17 protein-coding genes are annotated in these 24,497 nt (G+C 40.1%); 7 read left to right on the forward strand and 10 right to left on the reverse strand.

What is annotated here, in order from left to right:
• The first annotated feature begins 39 nt into the window (after nt 1-39).
• Together A379_RS09555 and A379_RS09560 are read left to right on the forward strand one after the other, a co-directional pair.
• Nucleotides 40-573: a sigma-70 family RNA polymerase sigma factor gene (locus A379_RS09555; protein WP_040727746.1), complete on the forward strand. Its 534-nt coding sequence runs from the start codon at nt 40-42 to the stop codon at nt 571-573.
• On the forward strand, nt 570-1,403 hold the full coding sequence (locus A379_RS09560) for a DUF3379 family protein (RefSeq protein WP_040727747.1): 834 nt from the start codon (nt 570-572) through the stop codon (nt 1,401-1,403). Before A379_RS09555 ends, A379_RS09560 begins: the two co-directional genes overlap by 4 nt.
• A gap of 126 nt (nt 1,404-1,529) precedes the next feature.
• Here A379_RS09560 and A379_RS09565 read toward each other — a convergent pair whose 3' ends face one another.
• Nucleotides 1,530-4,214 (reverse strand): bifunctional acetate--CoA ligase family protein/GNAT family N-acetyltransferase, encoded by a 2,685-nt coding sequence (locus tag A379_RS09565; RefSeq protein ID WP_040727748.1) that lies wholly within the window; start codon nt 4,212-4,214, stop codon nt 1,530-1,532.
• A gap of 26 nt (nt 4,215-4,240) precedes the next feature.
• On the opposite strand from A379_RS09565, the gene A379_RS09570 reads away from it, so the two are divergent.
• Nucleotides 4,241-5,167: a histone deacetylase family protein gene (locus tag A379_RS09570; protein WP_040727750.1), complete on the forward strand. Its 927-nt coding sequence runs from the start codon at nt 4,241-4,243 to the stop codon at nt 5,165-5,167.
• Between the two features lie 125 nt (nt 5,168-5,292).
• Here the strand turns inward: A379_RS09570 and nrdB are convergent, their stop codons facing one another.
• Nucleotides 5,293-6,426 (reverse strand): class Ia ribonucleoside-diphosphate reductase subunit beta, encoded by a 1,134-nt coding sequence (nrdB, locus tag A379_RS09575; protein ID WP_040727751.1) that lies wholly within the window; start codon nt 6,424-6,426, stop codon nt 5,293-5,295.
• A gap of 256 nt (nt 6,427-6,682) precedes the next feature.
• On the opposite strand from nrdB, the gene A379_RS09580 reads away from it, so the two are divergent.
• Nucleotides 6,683-7,147, forward strand: coding sequence for a hypothetical protein (locus A379_RS09580; RefSeq protein ID WP_040727754.1), 465 nt, complete (start codon nt 6,683-6,685; stop codon nt 7,145-7,147).
• Nucleotides 7,148-7,382: 235 nt separating this feature from the next.
• Here the strand turns inward: A379_RS09580 and A379_RS09585 are convergent, their stop codons facing one another.
• The 3 genes from A379_RS09585 to A379_RS09595 form a co-directional block, all read right to left on the reverse strand.
• Nucleotides 7,383-9,338, reverse strand: coding sequence for an ATP-binding cassette domain-containing protein (locus tag A379_RS09585; RefSeq protein WP_040727756.1), 1,956 nt, complete (start codon nt 9,336-9,338; stop codon nt 7,383-7,385).
• A 66-nt stretch (nt 9,339-9,404) separates the two neighbouring features.
• A complete protein-coding gene (locus A379_RS09590) occupies nt 9,405-10,142 on the reverse strand; it encodes a spermidine synthase (RefSeq protein WP_040727757.1) in 738 nt (245 codons plus the stop codon).
• A complete protein-coding gene (locus A379_RS09595; protein WP_051145145.1) occupies nt 10,139-10,735 on the reverse strand; it encodes a redoxin domain-containing protein in 597 nt (198 codons plus the stop codon). The genes A379_RS09590 and A379_RS09595 overlap by 4 nt, the downstream gene beginning before the upstream one ends.
• 113 nt (nt 10,736-10,848) lie before the next feature.
• On the opposite strand from A379_RS09595, the gene A379_RS09600 reads away from it, so the two are divergent.
• Nucleotides 10,849-11,478: a thiopurine S-methyltransferase gene (locus A379_RS09600; RefSeq protein ID WP_040727758.1), complete on the forward strand. Its 630-nt coding sequence runs from the start codon at nt 10,849-10,851 to the stop codon at nt 11,476-11,478.
• A 65-nt stretch (nt 11,479-11,543) separates the two neighbouring features.
• Here the strand turns inward: A379_RS09600 and yrfG are convergent, their stop codons facing one another.
• Complete coding sequence (gene yrfG, locus A379_RS09605) at nt 11,544-12,218, reverse strand: GMP/IMP nucleotidase (RefSeq protein WP_040727760.1); 675 nt, start codon at nt 12,216-12,218, stop codon at nt 11,544-11,546.
• A 131-nt stretch (nt 12,219-12,349) separates the two neighbouring features.
• Here yrfG and nudE point away from each other — a divergent pair, with 131 nt between their 5' ends.
• Together nudE and A379_RS09615 are read left to right on the forward strand one after the other, a co-directional pair.
• Complete coding sequence (gene nudE / locus A379_RS09610) at nt 12,350-12,910, forward strand: ADP compounds hydrolase NudE (RefSeq protein ID WP_040727761.1); 561 nt, start codon at nt 12,350-12,352, stop codon at nt 12,908-12,910.
• A gap of 29 nt (nt 12,911-12,939) precedes the next feature.
• A complete protein-coding gene (locus tag A379_RS09615; RefSeq protein ID WP_040727762.1) occupies nt 12,940-13,845 on the forward strand; it encodes a 3'(2'),5'-bisphosphate nucleotidase CysQ in 906 nt (301 codons plus the stop codon).
• Nucleotides 13,846-14,350: 505 nt separating this feature from the next.
• Here the strand turns inward: A379_RS09615 and nrdA are convergent.
• The 4 genes from nrdA to A379_RS09635 form a co-directional block, all read right to left on the reverse strand.
• Nucleotides 14,351-16,618 (reverse strand): class 1a ribonucleoside-diphosphate reductase subunit alpha, encoded by a 2,268-nt coding sequence (gene nrdA, locus A379_RS09620; protein WP_040727763.1) that lies wholly within the window; start codon nt 16,616-16,618, stop codon nt 14,351-14,353.
• 2,518 nt (nt 16,619-19,136) lie between these two features.
• A complete protein-coding gene (locus A379_RS09625) occupies nt 19,137-20,201 on the reverse strand; it encodes a GTP-binding protein (protein ID WP_040727765.1) in 1,065 nt (354 codons plus the stop codon).
• 12 nt (nt 20,202-20,213) lie between these two features.
• Entirely contained in the window at nt 20,214-23,387 is a 3,174-nt protein-coding gene (locus A379_RS12815; protein ID WP_051145146.1) for an EAL domain-containing protein, read from the reverse strand.
• A gap of 60 nt (nt 23,388-23,447) precedes the next feature.
• Nucleotides 23,448-24,476, reverse strand: coding sequence for a cytochrome-c peroxidase (locus tag A379_RS09635; RefSeq protein ID WP_198525671.1), 1,029 nt, complete (start codon nt 24,474-24,476; stop codon nt 23,448-23,450).
• Nucleotides 24,477-24,497: the final 21 nt, after the last annotated feature.

Below are 24,497 nucleotides of genomic sequence, written 5' to 3' on the forward strand. Positions count from 1 at the left end.
TTTTATCAACATTGCCACACCCTCAAATGAGAAACCATTATGGAAAATAAACATCGTTTTTTTGAACAGTTGGTTTCTGCCTATGCAAACGATTTATACCGTTACGCTTATTGGTTATGCAAACAAAAACCGTTGGCTGAAGACTTAGTGCAAGAGACCTTTTCTCGTGCCTGGAAATCAATCGAAAGTTTAAAAGATGAAAAAGCCGCTAAGGCTTGGCTAATCACTATTTTAAGACGAGAAAATGCCCGCCTTTATGAAAAATATCAACCGCAATTACTTGAAATTGAAGAGAGCTTGGTGGCCGATGATTATCGTAATGAACCAAGCCATAAACTGGAAAAAGAGCAGCTACATCAGATGATTTTAAAGTTACCTAATGAGTATAAAGAACCACTTCTTTTACAAATTATGTGGGGATTTAGTGGTGATGAGATTGCCGAAGAATTGAATTTGAAATTGGCCACCGTCAATACCCGATTATTTAGGGCTAGGCAGCAATTAAAACAGATGATGAATAACGAAATTAGCGAATTTAATTTATATCCTGCTAACGAGGGGGTAAACAAATGAATGACATGACATTTCGTACAAAACTGCTTACAAACCCTCAGCTCTTAGATGAAGAGATGTTGCAATTTTTAGCCAAAAATCCTGAGAAAAAACAGACTATTCAACAGGCAAGAGAGTTTGATGAAAAAATTTCAGATGTTTTCGATATTGAAATTCCTGAAGGGTTACATGCCAAAATTTTACTGAATCAAAGTTATCAACAGAACCGTAAAAATACGTTAACAAATGTCGAAACGCCAGAGATTCGCTTAGCGGTGAATTCGGACAAGCTAGAGAGTATTGAAACCATTTCCAATCAATCGACAAAGCGCTCCACTAGCGCATGGTTAACCAACTATTTTACGGGATGGGCAGGTGGAATTGCCGCAAGTCTTATCGCTTTTGTGGTCATGTTTAGCTTGTTGCAAACCACTCATGTGCATAAAGCCATTTCTGGAGAAGCGATGGTAGAGCATATTCTTGCGCATATTGCTGAAGATCCAAGTTTGATGACAGCGGTAAAACTACCAAATTCAGAAGAAGAGATGCAACAACTGTTTGCCAGCGTAGGTGCGCAGCTTAATAAGCCCGTTGAAGGGATGAGTTATGCGGGTATCTGTGAAGTAGAGGGGCAAAAAGGGTTGCATATAGTGATTCAAGAGAGTGGTGAACCCATTACGATTATTGTAATGCCAGGTCAACAAGTTGCGGCTATGCAAGCGTTTGAAAAAAGTGGTTATCACGGGGAGTTAATGCCCGTAAAAGGCGGTGTGGTTGCCATCGTGGCCAACAGTATGGAACAAGTGGCTTTAGCGCAAATCCGTTTCTTTAAGTCGGTTAAGTTCAGCTGATTTTGATTTCTGTTTGCACTCTATGCAAAGCGAAGTTACCAGGCCTGGTAACTTCTTTTGCTTGTACTAACTCATGTAAGTACAAGCAATACAGCGATTTCTTAGTGTATTTAAATTAAAGACTCTCTATAAGTTCAGTTCAATTTGAATGACATTGCGATCTTCTGCCATGGTTTTTAATTTGAAATTAAACTGCCTTAATAGTGAAAGCATTGAGCTGTTTTCACTTAAGACTTCGCCTTCCATTTTGCGTATTCCTTTTGATTTAGCATGTTGAATTAAGCTATTTAACAGGGCGCTTGCTACCCCTTTATGTTGATAGTCATCACGTACGACAATCGCCATTTCGCAAGATTTACCATCTGGGTTGGTGGTGTAGCGCGTTACCCCAATTTCAATGGTTTTATCTTGAGCATCTTGGGTGGTTGCAATAAAAGCCATCTCTCGGTCATAGTCAATTTGGGTAAAGCGAGATAACATTTTGGGGGTCAGTGTTTGCATGCTATTCATAAAACGTAAAAAACGACTGCGTTCAGACAGGTTTCTAACAAAATCGAGTTCAAGTTCGGCATCTTCTGGACGAATCGGACGAATTAGGATATTTAACCCCTTCGGTGTTTCTACCGATTGAACAAGTTCATTGGGATAAGGGTGTATGGCCATGTGTTGATAAGGTTTATGATTGGCGGGTAATGACTTAACCGTAATGCGCGCATCAACCGCCATTACCCCTGTTTCATCGGCAAAAAGAGGGTTAATGTCGAGTTCTTGTATTTCAGGGAGTTGTGCAACCATATCGGATATACGCAATAGGGTATTTACAATCGCCTCATGATTAACGGCAGGCAATCCTCTAAATGCTTTAAGCATTTTGGAAACTTTAGTGCCTTGAATCATTTTATTGGCTAAAAAATGGTTGAGCGGTGGCAGGGCAATGGCGCGATCCTGAATTACCTCTACGGCGGTTCCGCCACTGCCAAAGGTAATCGCAGGACCAAAGACGGGATCACGCATTACGCCCACTAATAATTCACGCGCGTGGGGGCGCTTAAACATAGGCTCAACAGTCACGCCATGAATTGTGGCATTAGGTTGTTCTTTAGTGATTTTTTCAATCATTTTAGTAAACTCAGAACGTACTTCTTGCACACTATGAATATTGAGTTTAACGCCGCCGACATCTGACTTATGGGTTAAGTCAGGTGAATTGATTTTTAAACTCACAGGAAAGCCCATGGATTCGGCCGCCACCATTGCTTGAGTGGCACTGTTGACTTCTACCGCAGGGGTAATCGGTACACCAAAGGCATGCATAATCGCCCGAGTTTCAGCACTGCTAAGCAAGGTGCGATTTTCTGCCAAAACCGAATCAATAATAATACGTGCGCCAGCGGTATCGGTTGGTTGACAACACTGGTCAGCTGTCGCAGGTGTTTGCATTAACAACGCCTGGTTTTGATGATAGGTTGAAATAAAACTAAAGGCTTCTACAGCCGCTTCGGGTGTACGGAAAGTGGGTATTTTGGCTTCACTAAATAAATTACGTGCTTCACTGACTAAGGATTCACCAAGCCAAGCGGTAAAGATCGGTTTATCGTTTTCGGATTGTTTTTGGTACTCAATAATCGACTGTGCGATGCCAGTTGGATCACTCATCGCTTGGGGCGTTAAAATAATCAGAGTGCCATCAAACTGTTCATCTTCTTGACAAATTTTAAGTGCTTGAGTGTAACGCTCTCCAGTGGCATCTCCTAAAATATCAATAGGGTTTCCATGCGACCAATGCTCTGGTAACAAATCGTTTAATTTTTTGATGCTCTCAGCACTTAATTCAGGTAGCTTTAACCCCAGTTCAGCCGCGCGGTCGGTGGCCATTACACCAGGCCCACCACCATTGGTTAGAATCGCTAAACGGTTACTGGTAATTTGAATGTTATGAGATAGAGATTTGGCTGCGGCAAACAGTTGAGAAATGGACTGCGCGCGCACCGCACCAGAACGTTCAATGGCCGCGCTAAAAACATCATCACCACCCACTAAAGCACCTGTGTGCGATACTGCAGCTTTTGAACCTTCTGGCATACGACCTGATTTTAATAGAATCACTGGTTTCATACGTGCTGCCGCTTTGAGTCCACTCATAAAACGGCGCGATTCTGAAATCCCTTCAATATAAAGCAAGATGCTTTTGGTTTTAGAGTCGAGTGCTAAGAAGTCTAAAATTTCACCAAAATCAATATCGGCGGCATCACCTGTTGAAACCACTTGTGAAAAACCAACGCCGTTGGCTTCCGCCCAATCTAATACAGCGGTACAGATAGCGCCTGATTGAGAGACTAGAGCTAAACTACCTTCCAATGCTTGGTTTTTGCTAAAGGTCGCATTTAAGCCAATTTCGGGTCTAATAATGCCTAAGCAGTTAGGGCCAATTAAACGCATGCCATAAGTGCGAGCGGTCTCAGTCATTTTTTGCTGGAGCACTTTACCCGCTTTATCTTCAAAGCCAGCTGATAAAATAACCGCATTAGCCACGCCTTGTTCACCACAAGCCTGAATAATGGCAGGAATCGTTTTGGCTGGTGTGGCAATAATCGCTAAGTCTGGCACCTTAGGCAAGGATTCAATGTTTACATAACAGACTTGATTTTGTACCTGCTCATGCTTAGGATTAATAGGATAAATATCCCCCTTAAAGCCAGCGGTTAATAAATTATGCAAAGCGTTGCCACCAACCGATTCTGGTCGTTCGCTAGCACCAAATACCGCAATACTATTTGGCTTAAACAAGTTGGTAAGATAATGTGGACCCATAAAAAAACCTTAAAGAGATGTGACGAGTGAATTTATATATTACTAGTGGAAAATGTATCTTACATGACAATGGTGTTTATCATCCAGAAATGGGTGAACGTCTTAAGCGAATTCAAGATTATCTTATTAGTAGTCAACTTTATGACTGGTTTTTGCATGCGGATTCACGTGCGGCTACGAATGAAGAAATTGCGCTATTTCATCACCCTGAATTAATTACCTTGCTTGAACAGAGTACGCCTGAACAAGGGGTGGTTGAGGTGGCTGAAGATATTCACCTCTGTAAAGACTCTGTGAATGCGGCTCGCCATGCGGTGGGAGCGGTGCTTGATGCGGTTGATGCGGTACAAACGGGTAAAGCAAAACGTGTGTTTTGTAATGTAAGACCGCCAGGACATCATGCAGAATACAATGAATCTAAAGGGTTTTGTTTATTCAATAATGTGGCGGTTGGGGCGGCTTATGCGTTAGCAAAGTATGGATTAAAGCGGGTTGCGATTGTGGATTTTGATGTCCATCACGGTAATGGCACAGAAGATTTTGTAAGAAGAGAGCCTAGGGCGTTTTTAGCGTCCAGTTTTGAGCATCCGTTATACCCTTTTAGCGAACCGAGCTCTGATATTGAGAATATGGTGACAATGCCACTTATCAAATTTTCTAAATCAGAGGAATTTAAGCAGGCCTGGTCAGAAAAAGGTTTGCCTGCCTTAGACCTATTTGCGCCCGAGTTAATCATTATCTCTGCAGGTTTTGATGGCCATGCATTAGATCCATTGGGGAATTTACAACTGCATGAGAGTGATTATGTTTGGATTACCCAAGAATTGATTAAGTTAGCCAATAAACACTGCGAAGGTAAAATGATTTCTGTTCTAGAAGGCGGTTATGACTTAGGTGCTTTAAGGGTTTCGGCAACTGAACATATTAAAAGCCTGTTTGAACTGGGCTTTTAAATACCAAGCTGTTTGTTGCAAAGCTAGGATTGGTTTAACCAGGCCTGGTAAGTTAATAGCGAGTAGAAACAAAAAAGCCATGCATAAATAATGTGCATGGCTTCTTATGGGATTGCTGTGAAAAATTACAAAGAGAAATCGCTAAAGTCGTCTGTTTCTACTTTTGAGTCAACTTGGCCAACAAGATAAGAACTGATTTCAGACTCTTGAGGTGCTACCTGAACATTATCACTCACTAACCAGTTATTCATCCAAGGCAGTGGATTACTGGTATTGGCAAAAATAGGCTCAAGTTGAATTGCTCTCAAACGGACATTAGTGATGTACTCAACATAGTCTTTTAAGATGCTCGCATTCAAACCAATCATTGAACCATCTTTAAATAGATATTCGGCCCACTGTTTTTCTTGCTCAGCGGCTTCTCTAAAAATCTCGTAAGTCGCTTCACGTTGTTCTAAAGCAATCTCAGCCATTTCAGGGTCATCTTTACCTTCTGCCATCATCTGAATCATGTTTTGCGTTCCAGACAAGTGAAGGGCTTCATCACGGGCAATCAGCTTAATGACTTTGGCATTACCTTCCATTAACGAGCGTTCTGCAAACGAGAAACTGCAAGCAAAAGAGACGTAAAAACGAATCGCTTCTAAAACATTTACCGAAACCACGGTTAAATAGAGCATGGTTTTAATCTTTTTACGGAATTCATCGTCCTGAGCAATGTCGATTTGATTGGCATACATGTGATTCGTCAGGGCGATTAATTCATCGTAATACTGAGTGACACTTTCTGCACGTTTTACAATCTCTTCATTGGTGACAATATCATCAAACACAATCGATGGGTCAGCCACGATATTACGAATAATATGGGTGTAAGAGCGGCTGTGAATCGTTTCTGAAAACGCCCAAGTCTCAATCCAGGTTTCTAATTCAGGTAATGAAACCAAAGGCAATAGTGCCACATTTGGTGAACGACCTTGTACTGAATCCAAAAGGGTTTGGTATTTTAAGTTACTAATAAATATGTGTTTTTCATTATCGGGTAAATCAGAATATTCAGTACGGTCACTTGATAAATCCACCTCTTCTGGACGCCAAAAGAAGCTTAATTGTTTCTCAATAAGTTTTTCAAAGAAGGGATACTTTTGTTGATCATAACGCGCTACGTTGACGTTTTGCCCAAAGAACATTGGCTCTTTCAAGGCATTGTTGGTTGAACGACAAAAAGTAGAGTAAGTATGCTTATCTTGGCAGCTCATAGACTGTTTTCCTAAAAGGGGTAACTAAAGGGACTGAAAATATTGAGCTATTTTAGTCTAAAAACTGTGTGAAGTGTAAACCGATTATTCTATCTATTGAGAGGTGTATTTTATGGCCAGTTTTACACAGATAAAAAAGATTCAGCTTGGCAGAGAGGCTTCTATTTTAGATAATGAACTTTACATTTTAGCCTTAGCTAGAGGGCTAAGACACACTAAAAATCATTGAGTGTGAAAATAGCAACGAGGAAGTTGAGTGACCATTAAAGAGAAGTTAATTTGGCTAAAGGGTAAAAAAATTGCGCTGTGTGAAACCAATAAGCAACGTTTTATGCAGGTTAAGAGCTTTTTACAGCGTTATGACATTGAGGTTATTGGTTTGCAAAGTGCGCAAGAGATGTTGGCAGACTTAGAGTCTCGGCGATATTCAACTCATAGAGTTTTTGTGGCCGTGTTTATTTCAGCCGACCTTGCGATAGCCTTAGAAGCCGCATGGCAGGAGATTACTGCGGTAAACCCCAGTATTGCCCAAACACCTTTGATTTTAACGTCAACAATGGAAGAGAGTGAACAAATCAAACCGTTAATCAATAAAGGATATTTCCGTTTCTGTTTAAGACAACCAATTAGCCCCAAAGCGATGTTAACGGTTTTACGAAAGTTAAACCGCTGGAAAGCCCTGCGAGGGGATATCACACCGGCAGTGACCTTAAACAATTAAAAAAAGTGAACCACGAAGACACGAAGGCACGAAGGTTTAAAAAATACTTAAAAATATGAAACGGCCAGATTAAGTCTAAACTTCTACAAATAATTCCTTCAAATGAAACAGGAGTTAAATTCTAGAATTCTTCGTGCCTTCTCGGCTCTTCAGCCGAGTTCTTTGTTTCGTGTCTTCGTGGTTAAAACTGTTGTTTTATCAATCATAAAATGCGCTTACCAATTAATTGTAAAAATTACTCTTCGCCCATTATCATCGCTTCTAAAATTTCCCAGCGCTCAAAGGCGTGTTCTAACTCTGTCTCTTTATCACTTAGGGTTTTAAGGGTGGCTTGTACTTTCTCTTCACCTTGCTGGTAAAAATCGGCTTGCGCCATCTGCTCATTTAAGGTTTCTAATTCTGCTTCTAAGGTTTCTAATAACTCAGGCAACGCATCGTATTCACGTTGGTCTTTATAGCTGAGTTTTTTAGGTTTTTTAACGTTGTTTGATGCGTTTGTTTCAAAACTACCAGGCCTGGTAGCTTGTTCAGTTTCAATGGTTGTTGCAGACGTTTTTTGTTCTTTTGGAATAGGTTTGTGTAACGTAGTATATTGCTCAGGGCGTTGACGTAACCAATCATCATAACCACCCACATATTCATTGACCACGCCAGGGGCGTCAAACACTAAACTGCTGGTACAGACGTTGTTTAAGAAAGCACGGTCGTGACTTACGATTAACACGGTACCTTGATAGTTCATCAATAACTCTTCAAGCAGTTCTAAAGTTTCAACATCCAGGTCATTGGTTGGTTCATCCAAAATCAGGAGGTTAGATGGTTTTGAGAAAACACGAGCCAGCAATAAACGGTTACGCTCTCCACCCGATAGTGATTTGACTTGTTGTCTAGCACGTTCTGGCGAGAATAAAAAATCGGCCAAATAACTCATCACGTGTTTACGTTGGCCGTTAATTTCGACATGGTCGCTCTCTTCTAACACACTCTCAACTACGGGTTTGTTTTCATCGAGTTGCGCACGATGTTGGTCAAAATAAGCGATATCGATATTTGTACCGAGTTTTACTGTACCTGAATCGGGTTGTAATTTGCCTAAAAGCAAAGCCAATAAGGTCGATTTACCACAACCGTTTTCACCAATAATCCCGACTTTATCGCCACGAATAATCAGAGCGCTAAGGTGGCTAACAATCGGCTTTTTAGGAAAGTTAAAGGTTAAATCTTCAATCTCAAAGACTTGTTTACCCGAATTGGCAGCACGGTTCACTTGTAAGTTGGCCGTACCTTGTTGCGAACGGCGAGCTTGATGGGTTTCACGCAGTTTTTCTAAAGCACGTACTCGGCCTTCATTACGGGTACGGCGCGCTTTTATACCTTGACGAATCCACACCTCTTCTTGCGCGAGTTTTTTATCAAACAGAGCGTTTTGTTTGGCTTCGGCCTCAAGCACTTCGGCTTTGCGTTCTAAGTAGGTGTGGTAATCACACTGCCAGTTGCTTAAATTACCACGGTCCAGTTCAATAATACGGGTGGCTAGGGCTTGTAAAAAAGCACGGTCGTGGGTAATAAAAATCAGAGAACAGCGAATGTTTTTCAAAAAGCCTTCTAACCATTGAATGGAGGGAATATCCAAATGGTTAGTTGGCTCATCAAGCAATAACACATCAGGCTCTTGCACTAAGGCCTGGGCTAATAATACACGGCGTTTCATCCCGCCCGAAAGCGTAGAAAATTCGCTGTCTTCTGGCAGACCGAGTTTCGAGATAATGGTATCCACTTTTTGTTTAAGCTCCCAACCATTTTGCGACTCAATCGCTTGTTGGGTTTTTGTGAATTGTTCTAAAATCTCGTCGCTGTAATTTTGTTCAAGTTGCAGGCTTAATTGATGAAATTGATCCAGTAAATGCCCAATATTGCCCATACCATCGGCAATCACGTGAAACACGCTACCTGTGGTGTCGTGCGGTACTTCTTGTTGAAGTTTGGCAATTTTTACACCGTCTTGCACAATGCGTGTGCCGCCATCGGGCAGAATTAAACCTTCAATCACTTTTAATAAGCTCGATTTCCCTTCACCATTACGGCCAACAATACAGACACGCTCATTCGGTTCAAGTTGAAAAGAGATTTTATCGAGCAGAGGCGCGGCACCAAAGCTGAGTGAGATATCGCGTAAAAATAGAAGGGCCATAGGTGTATCGCTTTCGTTTGTAAAAGGTTAAGTTGAAGGAAATTAGACTAAATTAGACTAATTTTTTTAATTTTTTAAAATTTCAGCAATCAAGTTTTGACTGGACTGGATATTATAGCGGTTAAGTGTGCAGTCGGTGTTTTCAATCGTACTGTTCTGCCAAAAATTGATGACTTGTTGGGTTTCTGCAGTGGGAACGGGTTTGCCATTACTGTGCGTTTGATTCCATTGATACCACAAATTAAAAATTACCAGGCCTGGTGAATTGATATTTTGCCAAAGGTTTTCTTGAAGCTGTTTATCACTCAGCTCAGAAGGCAAACCGTTGGCATCAAAAATATCCACAATAATCACATCATAGTGCTGGGCGTTGTCTTTAAGGTTTTCCAAATTATTTTCAGCCATAAAAGTAATCGCATCTTCACACACGACCTCAATTTCTGGCTCATTAGGCAAATGAAAATAGTTGTAAGCGCAGTCAATCACCGCTTGGCGAAGTTCGACCACAGTCAGTTGAATATTGGGTAGCGTATGAAACAGATGGTGCGCCATAGAACCGCCACCCATACCAAGCATTAACACTCGCAAGTTCTGTTCTTTTTTATGCTGATTGGCAAAGGCCAATACCCGCTCAATTATTTTTTCTTGATATTCAAAGTTAAGTGTCATTGGCGCATTTAAATACAAACAGCTTTGTTCAATCGGTGAGTCAAAATACAGTTTACGAGTAGAACGATTTTGTACCACTTCAATTAGGCCGTATTCGTCACGCACGCTATGAATGGTCATACCGTCATATTTCATTGTGCGCTCTCTTGGTTTTTATTTAAACCTGCCCACCAAAGGCGCAAACGTAAGCCCCAAGCGGTAGTAAAGCCGACTTCTACAAAGGCGATATTGCCTTGTGGGTCAATAATGAAATCGGCAGGCACCGCTTTAGCACCGAATGTTTTTAACCACTTACCCTCTAAATCGTTGACAATAAAATTGGGGTTCATCTCATTCTCTGATGCATAAGTCAGCAACTGTTCGTCATCGGCTGATTGGGTGGCAATATTGATTACCGCAAAATCTTTGGCAATCTCTTCAACACCGCCTTTGCTCACGCTGCAAATTGGGCACCAGGTTGCCCAAATATGCACTAAAACAGGTTTGCCTTGTTGGTTAAACGCCTGTAAATCTAAGGTCTTGCCTGTAATGGAGGTTACCTGCATTTTGGGGGCTTGACCATGAATCACATCACCTTGCATATAGGGACGAATCGTAAGAAAAACACCTGTAAAAATAACCGCCCATACTATGTTTTTAAACCAATTTTTTTGCCATAATTTTGGTTTTTTTGGTTTTTTTGGTTTTTGCTCTTTTGGTGTGTCGGTTTGGTTATTGGGAGATGGCATGCCTATATCCTGTTTGTTTTTTATAAAATGCGGTTTGATTTCATCCGTGTAAATGAAATATTCGGGTTAAGATATCGCACATTATAAAGGCTAAGTTGTAAAGGAATAATCTAATGGAAGCAAATTTTTGGCACGATATGTGGGCTAGCGGTGTAGTGGGTTTTCAACAGCCTGATGTAAATGGTTATTTAAAAAATCATTGGTCAAAATTAAAGCTTAATGGCAGCGAAAATGTACTGGTTCCATTGTGCGGGAAATCACTTGATATGATTTGGCTAGCGCAACAAGGCCATTCTGTTTTGGGTATTGAATTGAGTCCTAAAGCGTTGGCTGAGTTTTTGGCTGAAAACAAATTGAATGCAGAGGCAATTGAACAGGGCAATCATTGCGGATACAAAATGCCAGATATGACGCTGTTATGTGGCGATTTTTTTCATTTAACTGCTGAGCAGTGTGCGGATATTCATGTGGTGTATGACCGAGCGGCCTTAGTCGCTCTTCCTCCCAAAATGCGTGAACAATACGTTGCCCATTTACAGGCGATTTTACCTAAAGGCAGCCAGTTTTTATTGGTGACCATGGAGTATGACCAAAACAAAATGCCAGGGCCACCATTTTCAGTTTCAGAGTCAGAAGTGATGGAGTTGTTTAGCCCTTTTGCTAGTGTGAACAAAGTGGAAGAGGTGGCTTTTAGTCGTAAAGGAATCAATGCGTTAGAGAAGGTATTTATTATTCAAGCGTAGTGGATTATTTTGAATCTACCAGGCCTGGTAGAATGTTTTGTTCAGGATGGTAAAGTCAAAAAAAACTACGGCATAATTTCAGAATAACGTTCAAAACTCGGGAAGTCTTTTGGGTCAATCGCATCCAGTTTTGGGCTAACAAAAGTGGCACAGAGTAGGTGTCTAATACCGTAATTTTGTGCCGTGGTTAATGCGTGGATATTGTCATCAATTAATAGCGTGGTTTTTGGATTGTAAGGTTTCACTTTTTGAATCTCAGACCAGATAGTAATGTCTTCTTTAGGCATGCCAAAATCGTGTGCAGAAATCAGTTTATCAAAATAAGCACCGATTTCTGTCATCTCTAGCTTAATGGCTAAGCTATCTCGGTGGGCATTGGTAACCATAATGACGGTTTTATTTTGTTTTTTTAGAAACGCTAAAAAGTCCATGACTTCTGGGTGCACTTTAATTTGATGGCGAAGTTCGCGTTTTAATTCAGCAATCGGTAAATCCAGGGTTTCTGTCCAATAATCTAAGCAGTACCAATTAAGCGTGCCTGTTTGCGAATGAATTTTGTTATGAATCAGCTCTTTGGCATGTTCAACAGAAACCGTATTTTTATCCGCATACGCTTGTGGAATGACATCCATCCAAAAGTGCCAGTCAAAGTGTAAATCGAGCAGCGTGCCGTCCATATCAAGCAGTACGGTTTCAATATTTGACCAGTCAATTAAAGTGTTTGTTGGCGTTTGCTGCATTGGCAATGTTTATCCCTTAGCGTATGATGAATGAGTATCAGAGTGTACAAAATTATTTTAATTATTTAAACAGTTACGTTTTAATTTAGTGTGTGTTGTTGCGCCATTTATCAAACGTCAGGTTAATACGAATGTCTAAAAAATCGTCTAAAAAAACACCTACCATTCTAGCGGAAAACATTGCAATACAATCGCGGATTTTTACTGTGCAATCGCAAGAAATTGAGTTTTCAAATGGCACACAAGTTATTTATGAACGTCTGTTAGGCAGTGAAGACGGTGCGGTGTTGATTATACCGTTATTAGAAGATGACCATATTTTACTGATTCGCGAATATGGTGCGGGGGTTGGGCGTTATGAACTGGGGTTTCCAAAGGGTAAAATCGACCCAGGTGAGAGCTGGAAAGAGGCGAGTATTCGAGAAAGCCAAGAAGAGATTGGCCATTTGCCTGCAGAAGTAAAACTGCTCGATTCAGTCAGCTTGGCAGCGGGTTATATGACGCATGTTACTCATATTGTGTTGGCAACTGGGCTTTCGCTTCAAGACGCAGAAGGCGATGAACCCGAACCGCTTGAGGTGGTGAAATGGCACCTGTCTGACTGGCATGCTTTACTAGAACATCCCGACTTTAGTGAAGGGCGCGCTTATGCCGCTTTAATGCTTTTACTGAAAGAACGTAATTACATCTAATCATCCAAATAAATAAATGTAGGAATATCATGTCGGACTCCTCTTTACCGTTAGAAAAATGGTTACCGCAAGTTTGCGAGATTGCGTACAACGCAGGCCAATTGATTTCTGAATATTATCACCAAGACGAAGAGGTGGATATTGAATCAAAAGCGGATGGCTCACCAGTCACAGAGGCCGATAAAGCGGCAGATGATTTAATTTGTTATGCCCTGCAAAAGCTGACGCCAAATATTCCCTTGGTAACCGAAGAGAGTGTTGAGCGAGTGCCATTTGAAGAACGCCAGGCCTGGTCAACCTATTGGTTGGTTGATCCATTAGATGGTACGAAAGAGTTTATTGCTAATACAGGGGAATACAGTGTGAATATTGCATTGATTCATAACCACCACCCTGTATTAGGGGTGGTTTATGGTACTGAGTTGGGGAATATGTATTTTGCAATTCAACAACCAGAGAGACTGAATAACGGAATGCAACAAGCGAGTCGGGTGGCTAAGTTAGAAAACTTAATGCCAAGCAACCTTAAGCTAAAACTCGATTGGCCTGCTGTGCTTGAACAAGCGATAAGCATACAAGTGAAGCCTTTGCCTGACGAGGGCTCTGCTTGTAAAGTGGCCGTGAGCCGAAGACACGGCGGCGCTTTGCAACGATTTATGGGGCAGCTAGGTCACTGCACAACCGTTAAAATGGGCTCTGCACTTAAAACCTGTTTAGTGGCTGAAGGTAAAGTAGATGTTTACCCTCGTTTTGGTCCAACCTCTTTATGGGATACTGCAGCAGCCCAATGTATTTTGGAAGCAGCAGGGGGCGCAGTCCTAAATGCCGCAGGCCACCCGTTAGAATATATACAAACAGAATCATTGCTTAACCCATTTTTTATTGCCGTAAACGACAAAAACTACAACTGGCCAGCTTTTCCAGAAGTAATGTAACAACTTACAGTACAAAAAATTACATAGAAAGTTAACCACGAAGACATGAAACAAAGAACTCGGCTGCAGAGCCGAGAAGGCACGAAGGTTTTTATATTAAATAAGCTCCATAACCAAATCGACATTGAGAGCAAAGCAGACTAGAAACCACCCACCAGGCCTGGAATGTTTAAAAAACTTCGTGTCTTAGTGCCTTCGTGGTGAATTTATTTTTAAATAAAAATCGTCATTGCGAGCAAAGCGAAGCAATCTACAAAAAACACACGTTATTATCTGGCTTGACCCGATAATCTTCTTAAAAACTCAGCACAAATCAAATAGACATTTACCAGGCCTGGTAATTTTAAAAACCCAATAAAAAAGCGATTGAAGTTAAACCAATCGCTTTCTTAAAATTTATCACTTTAAACAGAGTATTTTTGCTCAAAATCAAGGCGGTTACCAGCGAAGTTTACATGTGTAAACGAGCTGTTAACCAACGCTGAGTTTGGGCAAAAAGGCCTGTTTAAAGTTTGCAAGCGCCGCCTGCGCAGCCATCATCTTCTTGATTGTCATCCGCTCCATCACGTGTATTGTGGTAATACAACGTTTTAAGCCCCATTTTATAAGCGTAGAGCAAATCTTGAAGCACGAGTTTAATGGGCACTTTATCTTCATTAAAGCGTGCTGGGTCGTAGTTAGTGTTTGAAGAGATTGCCTGGTCGACAAATTTCTGCATAATCCCTACAAGTTGTAAGTAGCCTTTATTATCAGGAATATGCCACAGCAACTCATAGTCATTACGGTGCTCTTTAAAGCCTGGAACCACTTGCTTTAAAATACCGTCCTTAGAGGCTTTAACCGAGACATAACCACGAGGTGGTTCAATCCCATTGGTTGAGTTGGTGATTTGTGATGACGTTTCACAAGGCATTAAAGCGGTGAGTGTTGAGTTTCTTAAGCCGTGCTCTTTAATCTCTGTACGCAAGGTTTCCCAATCTAAATGCAGGGGTTCATTACAAACTTCATCTAGGTCTTTTTTGTAGGTATCAATCGGTAGAATACCTTGCGAATAGGTTGTATCTGCAAAGTAATCACAAGCACCTTGTTCTTTAGCCAGTTCATTAGAAGCTTTTAATAGATTGTATTGAATGGCTTCAAAGGTACGGTGCATTAAGTTATTGGCTGACCCGTCTGAATATTTGGTTTTGTTTTTCGCCAGGTAGTAAGCCATATTGGTTACACCCACACCTAATGTACGACGACCCATGCTGGCACGACGAGCGGCTTCTACAGGGTAATCTTGGTAGTCTAATAAGCTATCTAAAGCACGCACAATTAAATTAGAAAGAGATTCAAGTTCTTCTAAATTTTCTAAGGCGCCTAAGTTAAAGGCTGAAAGTGTGCATAAAGCAATTTCGCCATTTGGGTCTTCTACTGAGTTAAGAGGAGCTGTTGGTAAAGCTATCTCTAAACATAGGTTAGATTGATGTACTGGCGCTTTACTTGGATCAAATGGGCTGTGGGTATTACAGTGGTCAACGTTTTGAATATAGATACGGCCAGTTTGTGCACGCTCTTGTGCCACTTGAGTGAATAAATCAATCGCTTTGACTTTCTTCTTACGAATGCTTTCATCCGCTTCATAGATTTTATATAGGCGTTCAAACTCATCTTGGTCTTCAAAAAACGCATCATACAGGCCTGGTACATCCGACGGGCTAAATAGCGCAATTTCGCCACCTTGAATCATACGCTGGTACATGGTTCTATTGATTTGCACACCATAATCTAAGTGACGGGCACGGTTCTCTTCAACACCACGGTTGTTTTTCAAAACAATTAACGATTCAACTTCTAAATGCCAAATAGGATAAAACAGAGTGGCCGCACCACCACGAACCCCACCTTGCGAACAAGATTTAACTGCGGTTTGGAAGTGTTTAATAAATGGAATCATGCCCGTGTGATAAGCTTCACCGCCACGAATCTCACTGCCTAACGCACGAATGCGTCCTACGTTTACACCTATCCCAGCACGTTGTGAGACGTATTTCACAATAGAGGATGAAGTGGCATTGATTGAATCTAACGAATCACCACATTCAATTAAGACACAAGAACTGAACTGACGTGTTGGGGTACGTACACCCGACATAATTGGTGTAGGCAATGAGAGTTTAAACAGTGATGATGCATCGTAAAAATCTTTAATGTACTGCAGACGTGTTTCGCTAGGATAATGTGCAAATAGGCACATTGGTATTAGCATGTAAATAAACTGCGGGCTTTCGTAAATCTTGCCTGTAACACGGTTCTGAACGAGGTATTTACCTTCAAGTTGTTTAACCGCCGCATAACTGAAAGTTAAATCACGAGAATGATCAATATACTGATCCAATTCATCGACTTCAGCTTTCGTAAAGTCTTCTAGGATTTGTTTGTCATAGTGGCCGCTGCGCACCATTTTATTGATGTGTTCAAATAAGGCAGGAGGTGTAAAGCGGTCAAACGCTTTTTTACGCAGGTGAAAAATTGCGAGTCGAGCTGAAAGATGCTGATAATCAGGTGCATTTTCAGAAATCAAGTCAGCTGCAGATTTTACAATCGTTTCATGGATGTCAGATGTGGTGATACCATCATAAAACTGAATATGAGAACGCAGCTCAACTTCAGAAACAGAGACATTTTCTAAACCTTCTGCTGCCCATGAAATTACTCTATGAATTTTTTCCAAGTCAATCGATTCTTGGGTTCCATTGCGTTTGGTAACTTTAATATTTTGACTAGTCATGGGCGTATTTTTTTAACCTGTGTATAAAGCATAAGAAGTAAATATGAGGTAAAAAAATGAATTATTAGTAAATTCATTAGCTTAGCGTCACAATAGAAAACTCAATATAGTTTTGTGAATTAATTGCCTAGTGTGTTTTATTAAGCAGTACACAATATATGGTTTTAATTGTAAAACGATAACGCAAAATATAGTAGATTTTCTAAAAACACGCAAGCCCTTAATTTTAGAGTTTATCTGTGAGTACTTACTCTAAACTCTGTGGAAAAAAGAGCAAAATCCGCTAAAAAACAAGCTTTATAGCCTGTGGATAACTCTGTGGGGCGTTTTAAAGAATGAAAGAAAAAAAATTCTATTTATGGTAAAAAAAATCTATTGGAAAAACGTCAAATAATACTTGCATTTTAAGAAGGGCGGAAAATCGCTGTTTACGTTTTCTTACGCATAAAAATGCTTCAAAATGGAAAGCCTATTGCACTGCTTTGAACGGGTGAGTTTTGGTCTGTATTTTAATGACAGATTAAAGGTTAACCACGAAGTCACGAAGTCACGAAGATGTTAAAACCTTGGTTATTGCGAGTCACGAAGTGGCGCGGCAATCCATGGTTAACGTTTAAGCTCAGTATTTAGACTTTAGTTATGGTTTGCTTCGCTTCGCTTTGCTCGCAAAGACATTGGTGTTTTTTATCATTGAACAACGAAGTCACGAAGATGTTAAAACCTTGGTCATTGCGAGTCACGAAGTGGCGTGGCAATCCATGGTTAACGTTTAAGCTCAGTATTTAGGCTTTAGTTATGGTTTGCTTCGCTTCGCTCGCAAAGACATTGGTGTTTTTTATCATTGAACAACGAAGACACGAAGATGTTAAAACCTTGGTCATTGCGAGTCACGAAGTGGCGTGGCAATCCATGGTTAACGTTTAAGCTTAGTATTTAGACTTTAGTTATGGTTTGCTTCGCTTTGCTCGCAAAGACATTGTTGTTTTTTATCATTGAACAACTAAGACACGAAGATTTGAAAATCTTGGTCATTGCGAGTCACGAAGTGGCGTGGCAATCCATGGTTAACGTTTAAGCTCAGTATTTAGACTTTAGTTATGGTTTGCTTCGCTTTGCTCGCAAAGACATTGGTGTTTTTTATCATTGAACAACGAAGTCACGAAGATTTGAAAATCTTGGTCATTGCGAGTCACGAAGTGGCGTGGCAATCCATGGTTAACGTTTAAGCTCAGTATTTAGACTTTAGTTATGGTTTGCTTCGCTTTGCTCGAAAAGACATTGGTGTTTTTTATCATTGAACAACGAAGACACGAAGATGTTAAAATCTTGGTCATTGCGAGTCACGAAGTGGCGCGGCAATCCATGGTTAACGTTTAAGCTCAGTATTTAGACTTTAGTTATGGTTTGCTTCGCTTCGCTTTGCTCGCAAAGACATTGGTGTTTTTTATCATTGAACAACGAAGTCACGAAGATGTTAAAACCTTGGTCATTGCGAGTCACGAAGTGGCGTGGCAATCCATGGTTAACGTTTAAGCTCAGTATTTAGGCTTTAGTTATGGTTTGCTTCGCTTCGCTCGCAAAGACATTGGTGTTTTTTATCATTGAACAACGAAGTCACGAAGATTTGAAAATCTTGGTTATTGCGAGTCACGAAGTGGCGTGGCAATCCATGGTTAACGTTTAAGCTTAGTATTTAGACTTTAGTTATGGTTTGCTTCGCTTTGCTCGCAAAGACATTGTTGTTTTTTATCATTGAACAACTAAGACACGAAGATTTGAAAATCTTGGTCATTGCGAGTCACGAAGTGGCGTGGCAATCCATGGTTAACGTTTAAGCTCAGTATTTAGACTTTAGTTATGGTTTGCTTCGCTTTGCTCGCAAAGACATTGGTGTTTTTTATCATTGAACAACGAAGTCACGAAGATTTGAAAATCTTGGTCATTGCGAGTCACGAAGTGGCGTGGCAATCCATGGTTAACGTTTAAGCTCAGTATTTAGACTTTAGTTATGGTTTGCTTCGCTTTGCTCGAAAAGACATTGGTGTTTTTTATCATTGAACAACGAAGACACGAAGATGTTAAAATCTTGGTCATTGCGAGTCACGAAGTGGCGCGGCAATCCATGGTTAACGTTTAAGCTCAGTATTTAGACTTTAGTTATGGTTTGCTTCGCTTCGCTTTGCTCGCAAAGACATTGGTGTTTTTTATCATTGAACAACGAAGACACGAAGATGTTAAAACCTTGGTCATTGCGAGTCACGAAGTGGCGTGGCAATCCATGGTTAACGTTTAAGCTCAGTATTTAGGCTTTAGTTATGGTTTGCTTCGCTTCGCTCGCAAAGACATTGGTGTTTTTTATCATTGAACAACGAAGTCACGAAGATTTGAAAATCTTGGTTATTGCGAGTCACGAAGTGGCGTGGCAATCCATGGTTAACGTTTAAGCTTAGTATTTAGACTTTAGTTATGGTTTGCTTCGCTTTGCTCGCAAAGAGATTGGTGGTTCAAAAAATTAATGTTAGTCAGATTTGATGCAATTTTTAAGCAAAACTTCAAATTTCTCTATATTAAAAAGGCTGTTTTCGGGTAGTAATAACTCGATTCGGCTATCACTGCGGTAGGCTATGTACTCTCTTGAGGGGTGGTCACTCACCCATTGAAACAGCATCCAAGGTTTACCTACTCTAAAAACACCTTTAACACGCATCGGTTTTGATTTAGGGTTTAATGCATTAAAGGACTTAAAAAGTGTTTGTACTGCAGCCCAATCAAAAATGATGGACGCCTCAAATACCCAGCCTATTGAACGGGTCGATATTTGGCTTTGTATTTGCCGAGTTACCAGGCCTGGTAACTCAATGTTTGAATTGAGTTCAACACTCTTTTGAGTAGGAGAGCATTTTTGAATAGCGTGTTCGCTTTGTTGTTTTATTAGATTATGTCTTACGGGTTTGTTTGCAGAGGGTTTATTAAGTAACTCTATAGAAATATCTCCATGATTGGTTGTCACAATAGACATCTTCTCTGGGAAAAGGCTTTCTGCATAGTTTTGTAGTTCAGAAAGGTTGCTTGGCTCCGCAATATCAGATTTATTCAGTACGATAACATCCGCCATGGTAAAGAGGTTTTGCAGTATCGTATATTGTTGTATTTCCCCAATTGTCATGGTTGCACTGTCAATAACGGCAAATATGCTTTGAATATGGAACTGTTCTTGAAAGAGTTGGCTTTGCAATAAATCAACTAGAGTATCTGGTTCTCCTAAGCCCGTTGGCTCAATGAATAGTCGATCGACCTTGTTATTTTTAATGATGTGTTGAATAGACTCTTTCAGTTCATTTTGTGCGGTACAGCAGATACATCCACCAGGTATTTGTTCAATTTGAAGTTGATTGTTACCTGTTTGTTCACTTTCAAAAATACTGCCATCTATGCCGATTGCGCCAAATTCATTAACCAGTATGGTCCAGTTTTCTTCTGGCGTTTTTTTTGCAATAAGCTGGCGCAGTAAAGTGGTTTTGCCTGAGCCAAGCGAGCCTGTAATTAAATTAACCGCTATTTTTTTTTGAAAAAGTTTAAACATAAAAGAGTGTTACTATTTACTTGTTTGTTTGAGGGGGTCGGAAGCCTGCTTTTGAATATATTTATGTAATTCAGGCAAGGGTAGTGGTTTGCTGTATAAATATCCTTGAACTTCATCACAGCCTAATGCATTAAGTAGGGACAGTTGGTTTTGCGTCTCTACGCCTTCCGCAATGGTAGTTATATGTAAAGCACTCGCCATTTGTATAGTGGCTTTTACAATGGCTAAATCCGCATTATCAGGTAGAGTGATGTCATCAATAAATGACTTGTCAATTTTTAAGCGATTAACAGGGAACTGTTTTAAATATGCGAGTGATGAGTAGCCTGTACCAAAGTCATCAATGGCAATTTTAATCCCCAGTTCAGCAAGACTATTCAGTTTAAGAATGGTTTCTTCTATATCTGTCATAAGTAAACTTTCGGTGATTTCAAACTCAAGCTTGTCCGCTGGGTAATCACTGTTTTCAAGTATATTCTTCACTTGAATCACTAAATTCGGATCATTGAATTGAACGGCTGATAAGTTAACCGACATGGTTAAATCGGGTGCATGTTTATGAAGAATGATAGCTTGAGTAATCGCCTCTTCGATAATCCATGTTCCAACTGAATTAATGATTCCAGTCTCCTCTAAGACAGGAATAAAGTCATTAGGAGGTATGAGCTCTTGTTGTTTATTTCGCCACCGTATTAGCGCCTCTAAACCAATAATTTTGTGAGTCACTAATGAGATTTGCGGTTGATAATGTAGCTCAAATTCTTTGTCTTTTAAGGCTGTTCTTAAATTGGTTTCAAGCGTTAAACGCTGTTGAGCTTGTAGCTGCATATTCGTTTCAAAGAACTGTACAGATGATAAGGAGTTCTGTTTGGCTCTATGCAGAGCGGTGTTGGCTTCCTGAAGTAATGTTTCTGGGGTTTGTTTTTTTTGAGTGCGTTGATTCGGTGTGAATAAGGTCACGCCGATTGAGGTATCTATGACTACATTATTGTCTTGAATACTAAACCCTTGTGACAAATTATTTTGTATGTGAGAAGAAATATGACCAGCTTCGAGAGTAGCTTCATCAAGTTCTTCAAACTCTGTTAGGCAAAGTACTGCAAACTCATCATTACCAATACGGGCGATTGTTGTGTTGAATACATTATCCAAGACTAGGTTTTTTAAACGTTTAGCCACGTGAATTAATAAATTATCCCCCGCGGTATGCCCTAAAGACTCATTAAAAATCTTAAAACGATCGATATTGATTAAAAATAAAAAGCTATATTTAGGTGAGTGTTGGCCTAGTTGTTGATCGAGCCGATCTATAAGAAGGGTGCGATTAGGCAATTTTGTAAGGTTGTCATGGTTGTTTAAATAGTGAATTTCTCGTTGTGATTCTTTGTCTTTAGTTAAGTCCATAGCGTGAGAAATGTAATGGGTTACATTACCTTCTTCATCAAAAAGGGTACTAATACTTTGCCAAGCAGGGTAGAGAGTACCATCTTTTTTTCGGTTCCATATCTCACCTTGCCACTTTCCTGTTTTATGGATGTGTTTCCACAAACTTTCATAAAATGAAGCTTCATGTAAGCCAGATTTTAAAATGCTAGGTGTTTTACCAATACACTCTGCCAGGTTATACCCCGACATGTTTGTGAAAGCTTTATTTGCCCGGATTATTTTTTTATTGGCATCGGTAATAATAATCGCTTCATGGCTTTCAAATGCAATAGCAGAAACGGCAAGGTCTTGTTGACGTTGTTTTTGCTCTGATTCAAGCTGTATTTTTTTGAGCGCAACACCCAAGTCACTAATGAGTTGCTCAAGTAGCAGGTTGATTTTTTGCGTAAAAAAATGGTTTTTTCTGGTATAGCAAACAAAAAAACCAATAATTTTATTATCCAGTTTAATGGGAATGGTTGCACTCGCACGGATACCCCACTCTTGAACGAGCTTGGCCCACGGGGTGTGCTCCATTCGTTTTTGGTGGTTATTGCTAATAACGGAGCGTTGGGTTCTGTAGGATTCCGCAATTGTGCCTGTGCCGTTTTCTTCGTTACTATTGATTGATGGCCGTATTTTCATAATAACGGCTTTTCCAATGCCAGACGCGACCAGTGGCTGTACAGTGTCAGATTCATCAATAAACCCAATCCAGCAATGGTCTAATAGTGCTTCTTCTGTGGTGATGTTACACACTTCCTGCAAGAGCTTTTTTTTATTATGCGTGTTAGCAATGGCCGTATTGACTTTAATGAGAGTAGTAAATAGCCCTTGTTGTTCAGAGAGCTGAGAGAGTGTGTTTGATAAATGATTGTTTATTTTATAGAGAGAGTTTAGGGTAAAACCTACATAAGCGATGAGGAGCAGAGCAAGCAAAGACAGAATAATATAGTAGGTATTATTTTGTGCAATCGCTGATGAAGTATGTTTTTCAATATTGATATAAAACTGATGAATGGCTTGGTTTAAGCCAATGTTGTAGAGCTGTGTATATACATTCTCTTCTTTTGATACATAATCAATCAAGATTTGATTGTGCCTAATAAAATTTTTGCATAAATTATTTAGGCTACTTTTGGCTAATTGGGCGTTCATACTTTTTAAATGGTAAAAACCATCGTTATGAGTCTGTTTATGGATGGTTAGAGCCTGAACAAAAATCTCTTGAATGAGTTTTGTTTGTGTTGAAAGTGTTGGTGATGATTCGTTTTGATTAAGGTTGTTAGAACACTCTTTGAATGCAGAGGGTAAATAGTTATATGAGTTTTGTATGACGGCATGAAAGGTCTTGAAATGCTCTAAAGACGTTTCTTGTTGCCTGGATTTCTGGAGTAAATTTTGAGCTTGAGCGTACAGTTCTGGCGTGTTTTTTATGCCTGGGGCTGTTGATAGTTTTTCTAAAACAGTTCTTAAAGAACTCGCTTGCGTATTGAGGTTGTCAAAATGTTGTATACGTTGTTTTTGACTTAATGTGACGGTTTCAAGAATGGTATTTTGTAATTCATTTATATAATAAGCATCCTGCAAAATTTGCGTGCGATGTTCTATAAGAGGGTTCAAGGTTTTTTGGTAAATATAACCAATGAATAAAATGCTGAGTGCTAAAAAAAACCATTTACTCAAGTTCGCCATTTTAAGCTTACGGGTACTTTGACGAGTAAGATTCTGTTTGTTTGAAGCGGTGATGGCTTGATTCATTGACTATGAATACCTGATATATTTATGTTTAGTTTGTTAGATGTTTAGTGTATTTGAACTTTAAAGAGGTTGTTGTTTATATTCACCTGTTAAGGTTTTTAAAAAGGCGACGATTTTATTCACTTCTTCTGTCGTTAATTCAGTGCCAAGTTGGGCTCTGCCCATAACAGTAACACTGTCTTCTAATGTCTCTGCGGTGCCGTCATGAAAGTAAGGAGCCGTTAAAGCTATGTTGCGTAGTGTTGGTACTTTAAAAAGCCCTTTATCGTTTTCATTTTGGGTGATTGTGAAACGACCCTCCCAAGAACCCAGTTCGCCTTCGGAGATTGCTTCAAATATGCCCGCCTTTTGAAACATGTTTCCGCCCATATTAATGCCTTGATGGCATGAAATGCAGCCTTGGTTTTTAAAGAGCTGATACCCCTCAAGCTCAAGCGTATTTAATGCAAAACTATCGCCTTTTAAATACTTATCAAATCGTGAGTTGGGGGTGGTTAAAGATTTGCCAAATTCTGAAAGGGCATCCAAAAAGGATTCTTGAGTGATGGGGTGTGGATACAGCTCTTTAAACATTAAGCGGTATTCCTTAGAGTTATTTAGGTAGCTAAGGATGCTATTCCAGTTGGTATTGCCCATTTCGTGGTGGGCAAATAAAGGCCCAACCGCTTGGGTTTTTAAATCGCTAGCTCGTCCGTCCCAAAACTGTTTAAAGTTAAAGACCGCATTAAACACGGTAGGGGTGTTGATGCTACCTTTACGATTATTTACACCGATAGAAAGTTTTCTTTGATCCGTTCCACCTTTGTTTAGGTCGTGGCACGACGCACAAGAAATGGTGCCATCACTCGATAAGTTGGGGTCATGAAATAATTTCTCACCGATTAATACCTTAGTTGGGTTGGTAGTGCTTTCTTCAGGTATCGGCTGAATGGCCTCTTGATTTAACTTGCTTTCAACCAGCTGAAAGGCATTGCTTTCAGTAACACTGGCTAAGTTGTTTGATGGGGTGGACGTTTTGAAATAGACAATAGCCGAAACCAGGCTAAATAGAATAAAAAGAATAATCATAAATCTTGAGTTAAAAGGCATTGTCACTTCACGCGATTGAAA

The sequence above is a fragment of the Thiomicrorhabdus sp. Kp2 genome (assembly GCF_000478585.1).
Taxonomy (GTDB): Bacteria; Pseudomonadota; Gammaproteobacteria; order Thiomicrospirales; family Thiomicrospiraceae; genus Thiomicrorhabdus.